The organism is Streptococcus sp. 27098_8_69 (genome assembly GCF_041432445.1).
Lineage (GTDB): Bacteria > Bacillota > Bacilli > Lactobacillales > Streptococcaceae > Streptococcus.
Genome location: NZ_JAPVZO010000044.1, coordinates 1 through 9,714, shown reverse-complemented (window position 1 = coordinate 9,714; position 9,714 = coordinate 1). Strand labels below are relative to the sequence as shown.

At 40.0% G+C, this 9,714-nt stretch carries 12 protein-coding genes and 1 other RNA gene; 6 read left to right on the top strand and 7 right to left on the bottom strand.

Annotation, left to right across the window (positions count from 1 at the left end):
- Positions 1-32: 32 nt before the first annotated feature.
- The 6 genes from O3658_RS10425 to recJ all read right to left on the bottom strand — a co-directional run bounded on the left by O3658_RS10425 (position 33) and on the right by recJ (position 4,457).
- Entirely contained in the window at positions 33-497 is a 465-nt protein-coding gene (locus O3658_RS10425; RefSeq protein WP_371561493.1) for a sigma-70 family RNA polymerase sigma factor, read from the bottom strand.
- A 191-nt stretch (positions 498-688) separates the two neighbouring features.
- Positions 689-1,225 (bottom strand): transcription termination/antitermination protein NusG, encoded by a 537-nt coding sequence (gene nusG / locus O3658_RS10420; protein WP_045763385.1) that lies wholly within the window; start codon positions 1,223-1,225, stop codon positions 689-691.
- Between the two features lie 56 nt (positions 1,226-1,281).
- Positions 1,282-1,458, bottom strand: coding sequence for a preprotein translocase subunit SecE (gene secE / locus O3658_RS10415; RefSeq protein ID WP_001211016.1), 177 nt, complete (start codon positions 1,456-1,458; stop codon positions 1,282-1,284).
- Positions 1,459-1,467: 9 nt separating this feature from the next.
- Positions 1,468-1,620 carry a 50S ribosomal protein L33 gene (gene rpmG / locus O3658_RS10410; RefSeq protein WP_001809375.1) on the bottom strand — a complete coding sequence of 51 codons (153 nt, stop codon included), beginning with the start codon at positions 1,618-1,620 and terminating at the stop codon, positions 1,468-1,470.
- A gap of 128 nt (positions 1,621-1,748) precedes the next feature.
- Complete coding sequence (locus tag O3658_RS10405; RefSeq protein ID WP_371561487.1) at positions 1,749-1,925, bottom strand: hypothetical protein; 177 nt, start codon at positions 1,923-1,925, stop codon at positions 1,749-1,751.
- 306 nt (positions 1,926-2,231) lie between these two features.
- Complete coding sequence (gene recJ / locus O3658_RS10400) at positions 2,232-4,457, bottom strand: single-stranded-DNA-specific exonuclease RecJ (RefSeq protein ID WP_371561484.1); 2,226 nt, start codon at positions 4,455-4,457, stop codon at positions 2,232-2,234.
- A gap of 176 nt (positions 4,458-4,633) precedes the next feature.
- On the opposite strand from recJ, the gene O3658_RS10395 reads away from it, so the two are divergent.
- The 6 genes from O3658_RS10395 (at position 4,634) to ssrA (ending at position 8,848) form a co-directional block, all read left to right on the top strand.
- Positions 4,634-5,392 (top strand): amino acid ABC transporter ATP-binding protein, encoded by a 759-nt coding sequence (locus O3658_RS10395; RefSeq protein WP_371561481.1) that lies wholly within the window; start codon positions 4,634-4,636, stop codon positions 5,390-5,392.
- A 10-nt stretch (positions 5,393-5,402) separates the two neighbouring features.
- Positions 5,403-6,197 (top strand): transporter substrate-binding domain-containing protein, encoded by a 795-nt coding sequence (locus O3658_RS10390; protein WP_371561478.1) that lies wholly within the window; start codon positions 5,403-5,405, stop codon positions 6,195-6,197.
- A 12-nt stretch (positions 6,198-6,209) separates the two neighbouring features.
- Positions 6,210-6,887: an amino acid ABC transporter permease gene (locus O3658_RS10385; RefSeq protein ID WP_371561476.1), complete on the top strand. Its 678-nt coding sequence runs from the start codon at positions 6,210-6,212 to the stop codon at positions 6,885-6,887.
- Positions 6,888-6,896: 9 nt separating this feature from the next.
- A complete protein-coding gene (locus O3658_RS10380) occupies positions 6,897-7,556 on the top strand; it encodes an amino acid ABC transporter permease (RefSeq protein ID WP_371561473.1) in 660 nt (219 codons plus the stop codon).
- A 259-nt stretch (positions 7,557-7,815) separates the two neighbouring features.
- Positions 7,816-8,397 (top strand): class I SAM-dependent methyltransferase, encoded by a 582-nt coding sequence (locus O3658_RS10375; RefSeq protein WP_371561470.1) that lies wholly within the window; start codon positions 7,816-7,818, stop codon positions 8,395-8,397.
- A gap of 103 nt (positions 8,398-8,500) precedes the next feature.
- Positions 8,501-8,848: a transfer-messenger RNA gene (ssrA, locus tag O3658_RS10370) on the top strand.
- A gap of 293 nt (positions 8,849-9,141) precedes the next feature.
- Here ssrA and O3658_RS10365 read toward each other — a convergent pair.
- Positions 9,142-9,714 (bottom strand): LPXTG cell wall anchor domain-containing protein (locus O3658_RS10365; protein WP_371561467.1); only part of this gene is annotated, 573 nt, incomplete at its 5' end.

Here is a 9,714-nt window from a genome sequence, read left to right as displayed (position 1 = left end):
TTACTTTGTCAACACCTTTTTTTAACTTTTTTTCATTTCTCCTGAATTAAACCCTTTAACTCTTTTAGTAAGGCTTTGCGGCCTTTAAATCGTTCGTCTGCCCAGAGGCGTTCGTAGGCTTCTTGTTTATCTTCTGGTAATTTTCTTCTATAAGTATCCAGCAATTCATGAAGGGCGTAGTAATCATCCAACCACAATCCTCCTTCTGGTAGGCGATGGCTAATCTCCCCTACTTCTTCGTAGGCCATCCGGTCTAGGCGACGTTTTTGACTCTCTTGTTTTCTGACGCTATCAAGGATTCGATTGCGAAATTTTGTTTTGAAGTAGACGTAGAGTTTCTTTTCCTCTTCCACTAGTTCTGGATGGTGTTCTAGAAGTTCATGGAGACAGATCATGCCCTCTTGGTCCCAATCCTCTTTTTCCCACAGATGAAGATAATAATCTTTTCGGCATCTATGGACAATTCCTTTTACCTTCTCATAATACTTCTCAAGCATTTGCTTTCCCCCTTTCTCTGCTTGTAGTATAGCAGCGAAAGGGGGAAAGAAGGGATTTGGTTCCTGTCTTGTGTTTTTTTTGAGTCCAAGGTGTATCAGGAAGTATTGAGGAAGGCAGATGAGAGATAAAAAGACAACTGTTGTCTCTACAGTTGTCTTTGTTTGTGATTTTATATTGATAATATTTTTGATTAAAGTTCTGCAATCTGGTTAAGATTTACTTCTGCAACTGTATCATTACCAAACATTGAGATAATCATCTTAACTTTATTGTTATCAATTTCTGTGATCTTACCTGTGTAATCTGCGAAAGCTCCGTCAATAATACGAACAGTTTGACCAACTTCGACATCAATATCAAATTCTTGGACAGTTTGACCCATAGAAACTAAAATATCGCGAATTTCTTGTTCCAAAAGTGGAGTTGGTTTTGATCTATTTCCGTGTGAACCTACGAATCCTGTTACGTTTGGTGTGTTACGTACAACAAACCATGCTTCGTCGGTCATAACCATTTCTACAAGAACATAACCTGGAAAGCGATTTTCTTCGATTTCTTTTTTCTTTCCATTTTTTTCTACTTGCACTGTTTGTGTAGGAATTTCAACACGTAGAATATTTTCTAGCATATTGTATGTTTGTGCACGTTGCAATAGATTTTCTTTTACTTTATTTTCGTAGCCAGAGTAAGTTTGTAGCACAAACCATCCTTTATCAAAACTATCCATGTTTTTTCCTTTCCTAACTGAAGAATTTCAGCGACTAGATCTTTTCTTAGCTTATTTTAAAAAATATTAATAAAACGAATCAATCCGCTAACAATCAATTGGTCAAAAATATAAATCATCACTACAAAGAAAGCAGTGTATTCCATGATAGATTTAAAATCTAACCAACTTTCCTTGCGAGTCGGCCAAGTTGTTTCTTTAAGAAGTTTAAAAATGTCCTTAATAAAACGCATCGTTTTCTCCTATCTCGTTTCTCGGTGTGTGGTGTACTTGCCACAGTGTTTACAAAATTTATTTACTTCTAAGCGTGTTGGTTTTGGATTTCCACTAATCTTAATTGAATAGTTTCTAGAACCACAAACCGCACAGGCTAGACTTGCTTTTTTAAGTGCCATAACGCCTCCATCTTACCTATTATAACAATAAACCTCTGCTTTGACAAGTTAAATCGTTTTTGATTTTTTAAGGTAATTTCTCAAAGTAACTTCCACTTGATTTACCAAGGGATTTATCCAAAATACTTTTAAACATAATTTTTCAAAAGAAAAGCGTCATAACAAGTCAGCGACTCTAACTCCTGATCCAAAAAATCAAACAAATCTAAAAAGATTTCCCTTGTTATCGGTAAACTTGCTTCAAATTCTTTCTTCTGTTGCTGCTTATACTCTGCCAGTAATTTCTTTTTCTTCTCTTTATCCATTTTCTACTCCGACTAACTTCTCTGGTACTTTTGAGACTAATACTCAATGAAAATCAAAGAGCAAACTAGGAAGTTAGCCGCAGGTTGCTCAAAACACCGTTTTGAGGTTGTGGATAGAACTGACGAAGTCAGTAACACATATACGGTAAGGCGACACTGACGTGGTTTGAAGAGATTTTCGAAGAGTATAACTTTCTTCAACAAGGTTCAACAGTCCTTCACTCCTCTCATTATAGCACTAAATTCCTTTCATTGATGTAGTTTTTGATAGCAAAAAAAGAGTCAGCAAACCAACTCTTTCTATTCTTATTCACTTTTTTCCATTAAGAAATCATAAATTTCCTGGACTGTTCCAAGTGCCATTATTTCTTGCTCTTTGACAGTTTGTTTCAATTTTTGATAAATCTGACTTTCAGCCATATCACGCTTTTCAGCCTCTTTATTCACCGTCATGACACCATTTTCAATGGTCACAAAGCCAAGCTCTTCAAAAATCTGAATCATCTTGACTAATAGAATTTGTTCAATCTTGAGATAGGCTGCCAAATCTTTGAGTTTATAGCGAATATCAAACTCTGGAAATTGATAGATGGTTTTATACAATTTTGCAAACTGCTCTCTCGTGCCATAGCCCGTCAAGTAGTAAGCCTTAGCTATATCATTTTTAAAATAAATAGCAGAAAAATCCTGCTCCTGACAGATTTTCTTAAGGAGAGATATATCCTCAGGAACATTCTTAACAACAATAGCTGAACAAGAGGTGACATCAGGTAACTCTTGCGTAAAGTCCAAAACAGGTACACCTTCTGGCAACAGGGCATTCTTGCCACGGATGTTAAAGAGCTGGACACCTTCTACACGGGCGTCAACCATCATCAACTGCAAGGTTGTTTGACCATTCCACTGATTGACAGAGAGAGTCACTGCCAATTCCAGTTGCTTGGTCTGCGAGAACTCAGTCGCCCATTTACCTTGACCAAAAGCGACCACCTCAAAACTAGCCTCTCCTTTGGAAATTTTCAGCTTGAGATGGGCATTACCAGCTCCCATAACGCGAGCATTTTCAACTTGAAAATCTCGAATATAAAAGACAGGTTTTGGGTTATCCATCCCAAAAGGAGCTAGACGTTCAAAACTTTTCACCGTCTCCAAACTCAAGACCTCTAAGTCCAGTTCTTCGTCTAAAAATAGATTGTTTTTACCTTGGGCATCTACACCTTTTTCTCGGATATAGGCTTCCAAAAGATCAGATAAGACTTCCAACTTATCCACTTCGAGGGTCATACCTGCAGCACCTGCGTGACCACCAAATGCGATAAACAGTTCTCGATGCGGGTCCAAAGCTTCAAATATATCAACTGCTTCTATGCTTCGAGCACTACCCTTGGCTCGTCCATCTTCGATATTAAGCACAATAACTGTCTGACCTAGTTCTTCAAGCAAGCGCCCAGCTACAATTCCAAGAACTCCCGGATTCCAGCCTTCTTTAGCCAAAACTTGAACACTTTTCTCAGGATCCACCATGCCCTTGGCTTCATCGTAAATCGACTGAACAATTTCCTTACGTTCTTCATTCTTTTGATGAATCAAAAGGGCGATTTCATGCACTTCCTCATCGTCAAATCCAGTCAACAACTCAATAGCTGGATTGGGATCATCCAAACGTCCTAGAGCATTTAAACGCGGTGCTAACTGAAAACCAACCGTCTCTTCTGTCACATCGCTACTCGAAATCCCAGCGATTTCAAACATTTCTTGCAATCCCATTCGTTGAGTGTTGCGCAAGACCTCAAGACCATACTGGACCATGATACGATTTTCGTCCGTCAAGCTGACCATGTCGGCAATTGTCCCAATTGCAACCAAGTCTAACAACTCAACCTGCACTTCTTCTAAAAGGGCACAAGCCAACTTAAATGCGACACCACAACCCGCCAAATGCTTAAAAGGATAGTCAGCCCCTGGATGTTCAGGATGGATAATAGCATAGGCATCTGGTAAAACCTCAGGCATAGAATGGTGGTCGGTCACAATGACATCCACTCCCATAGACTGAGCCAAATCAATGGCTTCATGCCCCGCCACACCATTGTCCACCGTCACAATCAAAGACACGCCCTGCTGTTCGATAAAATATTTGTAGACACTGGCATTTGGACCATAACCATCCGTAAAGCGATTGGGAAGATAAACCAGGCACTCAGCGCCTAACTGTTCTAAACTTTCCTTAACAATGGAAGCCGAAGTCATCCCATCCGCATCGTAGTCCCCGTAAATGAGAATCAGTTCCCCTTGCTCAATAGCACGGCGAATTCGCTCCACTGCCTTTTCCATATCATGCAGAAGATAGGGATCATGCAAATCATCTAAAGAAGGTTCTAAAAATTTTTTCAGACTGGGCTCATCCTTGATGCCTCGTTCAAATAACAAACGAGCTACTTCAGGTCCCAAACCAGCTTTCTTAGCTATCTTTGTAAAATCCGCATCCTCAACTTGCGGAGCAAATTGCCAATTATAAGTAGGAATTATCAAAAAAACATCCACTCTTTCTTACGATTCTATCGTTTTATTATAACATGATTTTCAGTTTTTCTCTATCTGCTTTGCTTTTATCAAAGTTTTACTAATTTCTTTGTAATATCATTTGACAGGAAAACGCTTTTGTTGTAGAATCTATGTTACAAAATCTAACACAAAGGAGAAAAATTATGACTTTAGTAGAATTTAAAGCTGTTGAAAAGTATTACGGAGACTACCACGCACTCCAGAATATCAACCTTCGTTTTGAAAAAGGCCAAGTCGTTGTGTTACTTGGACCATCTGGTTCTGGAAAGTCAACCCTTATCCGTACTATCAATGGTCTAGAGGCGATTGATAGCGGAAGTCTCCTGGTAAACGGACACCAAGTGGCAGGTGCTAGCCAAAAGGATTTGGTCCCCCTCCGCAAGGAAGTAGGTATGGTTTTCCAACATTTTAATCTTTATCCACATAAGACTGTGTTAGAAAATGTAACTCTTGCACCTATTAAAGTACTGGGTATTGATCCCAAAGTGGCTCAAAAAACTGCGCAAAAATATTTAGAATTTGTAAATATGTGGGATAAGAAAGATTCCTATCCAGCCACCTTATCAGGCGGACAAAAGCAACGAGTAGCTATCGCTAGAGGCCTGGCTATGAAACCTGAACTCCTACTCTTTGACGAACCAACCTCAGCTCTCGACCCCGAAACAATCGGCGATGTCCTAGCTGTTATGCAAAAACTAGCCCACGACGGCATGAATATGATCATCGTCACACACGAAATGGGCTTCGCTCGTAAGGTAGCTGATCGCATCATCTTTATGGCAGAAGGGCAAGTCCTGGTCGATACAACAGATGTGGATGCATTTTTTGATCACCCAAGTGAACCGCGCGCCCAACAATTTTTCAGCAAGATTATCAACCACGAAAGTGACAAGGTCAAATAAGGAGACGCCTATGAAAAAGAATTTCTTTCTTGCAACAGTAGTTACCAGTCTTTTAAGCATTGGATTTGTGACATCAGTTCAAGCAGATACCAGTATCGCAGATATCCAAAAAAAAGGAGAAATCGTTGTTGGTGTCAAACAAGACGTCCCTAATTTCGGCTATAAAAACCCGAAAACTGGAGAATTCTCAGGTATTGAAACAGATTTAGCCAAACTGATTGCAGATCAACTCAAGGTCAAGGTCCGCTACGTTCCAGTTACTGCTCAAACTCGAGGTCCTCTGTTAGACAACGAACAAGTGGATATGGATATCGCCACCTTCACAATCACAGATGAGCGGAAAAAGCTCTACAACTTCACCAGCCCTTACTATACAGACGCCTGTGGATTTTTGGTAAATAAATCAGGTAAGATTAAAGATATTGAAGATTTAAACGGAAAAACCATTGGAGTCGCACAAGGATCCATCACCCAAAAGCTGATTACAGAGCTAGGTAAGAAAAAAGGCCTTGCCTTTAAATTTGTCGAACTCGGATCTTATCCTGAATTAATCACCTCCCTCCACGCCCATCGGATTGATGCCTTCTCGGTAGACCGTTCTATCCTTTCCGGCTATACCAGCAAAAGAACAGAACTACTTGACGATAGCTTCAAACCTTCTGACTATGGTATTGTAACCAAAAAATCGAACACGCAACTGAATGACTATCTAGATCAATTGGTTGTCAAATGGAGTCAGGATGGGACCTTGCAGGACTTATACGATCGCTACAATCTCAAACCCTCCAAACACTCAGCAGAATAAGGAGGTAGCTACATGATAGATTCATCATCTTGGACAGCTTATTTTCAACATTTTGGTCAATTTTTTAACGGATTTCTCTTTACTATAGCTATCGCTCTAGGTTCTTTTTCCCTAGCCATGCTATTGGGCATCCTATTTGGTACCTTATCCACTAGCAAACATGGTAGTTTACGGATCTTGTCCCGTATCTTTATCGAATTTTATCAAAATACCCCTCTCCTAGTTCAGTTCGTTATTGTATTTTACGGCTTGCCTCTGATTAGTAACCATACTATCATGATTCCCATCTACTGGACTGCCGTTCTTTGTGTCGGACTCTACCACGGCGCCTATATCGCTGAGGTCATTCGATCAGGAATTCAGTCTATCCCTAGAGGCCAACTCGAAGCCGCTCTTTCTCAGGGATTCACCTATGCAAATGCAATGCGCTTGATTATCTTACCGCAGGCTTTTCGCATCATTCTCCCTCCCTTAACCAACCAAGTCGTCAACCTGATTAAGAATACTTCGACAGTAGCTATCATTTCTGGAGTTGATCTTATGTTTGTCACCAAATCTTGGTCCGCACTCAACGGCAACTACATCCCAGCCTTTTTAGGCGCCGCCTTCTTCTACTTTGCCCTCTGCTTCCCTGTTGCTCAATTTGGACGAAAAATGGAGCAAGCTAACAAAAAAGCTTATTCACTTTAGGAGGTTTTTATGGAAAGTATTCTTGAAGTTCTCAGTCTAGACAACCTCATCTTTATTTTAAAAGGTTTTGGTCTAACCCTCTATATCTCTTTGATTGCTATCACGCTTTCAACACTAATTGGAACCATCCTCGCTGTCATGCGTAATGGAAAAAACACCCTATTACGAATCCTTGCTAGTGTCTACATTGAATTTGTACGAAATGTTCCTAATCTACTCTGGATTTTCACTATTTTTTTAGTCTTTAAAATGAAATCTACCCCAGCCGGAATCACCGCCTTTACTCTCTTTACATCTGCAGCTCTTGCTGAAATTATTCGAGGCGGTCTTAACGCAGTGGATCAAGGACAATACGAGGCAGGGATGGCACAAGGTTTCTCCTATCGCCAAATCCTCTATTACATCATCCTACCGCAAGCCATCCGCAAGATGCTCCCTGCCATCATCTCTCAATTTGTAACAGTGATTAAGGATACAAGTCTTCTATACTCTGTAATCGCCCTCCAAGAGCTTTTTGGTGCTAGTCAAATCCTCATGGGCCGATACTTTGAACCCGAACAGGTTTTCAGCTTATATATCCTGATCGCCCTAATCTACTTCAGTTTCAACCTAGCTATTTCAAGCCTTTCACGGACTCTAGCAAAACGTTGGCAACAAGCTGCAGAATAACAAGAGGTTGGGACAAAAAATCCCTACCTCACTTTTTATTAACAATCAAACTTTGACGCGGTAGCTGATTGAACTTTTTGTTCGTCTTTTAGACTCCCAAAAGCTCCTAATCATCCTCGCGGGGCTGAGACTACGAAATCGAGACTTTGTCTATCGATTTCTGTCCCACCGCCTTTTGAGAAAAATCTTTTTGCTTATTCCTTTACTAGAATAAAGCTAGGAAATGTTAAACTGCCAAACTCTATGCTAGACTAGAAATATGGAACATCATTTTAATCATCGAGCAGAATCATTCGATTCTCCAAAAAATCAATTTCTGGCCGATCTTGTTTGCCAGCATCTAATAAAACAAGTGCCTGATTTGTCAAACAAATCAATCCTAGACTTTGGAGGTGGAACTGGCCTTATCGCCCTTCCTCTTGCCAAACGAGCTAAATCAGTGACCTTGGTTGACATTGCGGATAAAATGCTAGAGCAAGCTCGCATCAAGATTGAAAGTCAAAAACTTGCAAACCTATCCTTGATTCAACAGGATTTATTACTTGAACCACTTGAAGAAGAGTTCGATCTTATTATCGTCAGTCGAGTTCTTCATCATATGCCTAATCTTGATGACAGTCTATCTATGTTCAAGGAACATTTGACTCATGGCGGACAACTCTTTATCGCTGATTTTACTGCACCAGATGGAGAGACACACGGTTTTATCATTTCTGAACTTGAAAAAAGCCTCAGCCAACAAGGTTTCTCGGAAACAACAAGTCAAATACTCTACAGCTCAGACCATCTCTTTCTCCATAAACCTTCCCAATTATTTCTTACAAGCAGCAAAAATATTTAGCCCTTAGAGTAACAGACAAGCCCTAAAAACAAAGCAAATGCTAATCTTTACTCAGCTTTTGCATTTTCCCAATAGATAAGGTATAATAGTTGTATTGTCTTTTGGGGTCGTTACGGATTCGACAGGCATTATGAGGCATATTTTGCGACTCGTGTGGCGACGTAAACGCTCAGTTAAATATAACTGCAAAAAATAACACTTCTTACGCTCTAGCTGCCTAAAAACCAGCAGGCGTGACCCGATTCGGATTGCTCGTGTCTGATGACAGGTCTTATTATTAGCGAGATACGATCAAGCTTCGTCTAGCAGTTTGATAAGAGATTTATAGACTCGCAGTTCCTAGGCTTGAGTTATGTGTCGAGGGGCTGTTAAAACAATACATAACCTATGGTCGTAGACAAATATGTTAGCAGGTGTTTGGACGTGGGTTCGACTCCCACCGGCTCCATTATATTAAAAAAACGTTGATGATCTCAACGTTTTTTCTGTCCTCAGACAAGTTTGCAATGTTACATCAAGACACTTGAAAGATGGGAACATTAACTTTTCTTCTATGGGAAAAATAGCATATACATTGAATAGCTATTTAATTGAATTTTTAACGTTTCAAAGATCTGTAAAACTGACATTTCACCATTCTCCTAATCTTTATCTATCAAAAAAACCGTAAGAATTTCTTCTTACGGTTTTTCTAGCAAATTCATAGAATTGAGATTCTCAGTTTTGCTTTATTTGAGTAATTTCTTACTCTTCTTCCTCACGTTTTTTAGCGAAGAGGAGTCCGCCTGTCGCTGCTGCAAGAAGTGCTAAAGCAAGTGAAGCGCTAGATTGTTCTGTACCAGTATTTGGCAATTCTTTCGCTCCTGCTTTCTTAGCTGGTGCTTGAGCAGGTGAATCTTGGTTAGCAGCTGTAACAGATTTTTCAGCTGGAATAACGGCTACTGATCCATCTTCAAAGGTTACAACTACTGATCCATCTTTGTTAACCTTGATATCTTTCGCGGTTGGATTAGCTTTCTTAACTTCGTCAGCTACTTTAGCTTTTTCGGCGTCAGTCAAGTTGCTTGGATCTGTAACTGGGGTTACTGATGGATTCTTAACTCCATCTGATTCCTTAACTTTATCTGATGATTTCTTAACTGTCTTATCGGCTGGAATAACAGCTGTTGTACCATCTGGGTAAGTTACAGTTGTTGTACCATCTTTGCCAACTTTAACGTCAGTTACGGTTGGGTTTGATTTCTTAACTTCTTCTGCTACTTTAGCTTTTTCCGCATCAGTCAAGTTGCTTGGATCTGTAACCGGTGTTACTGTTGG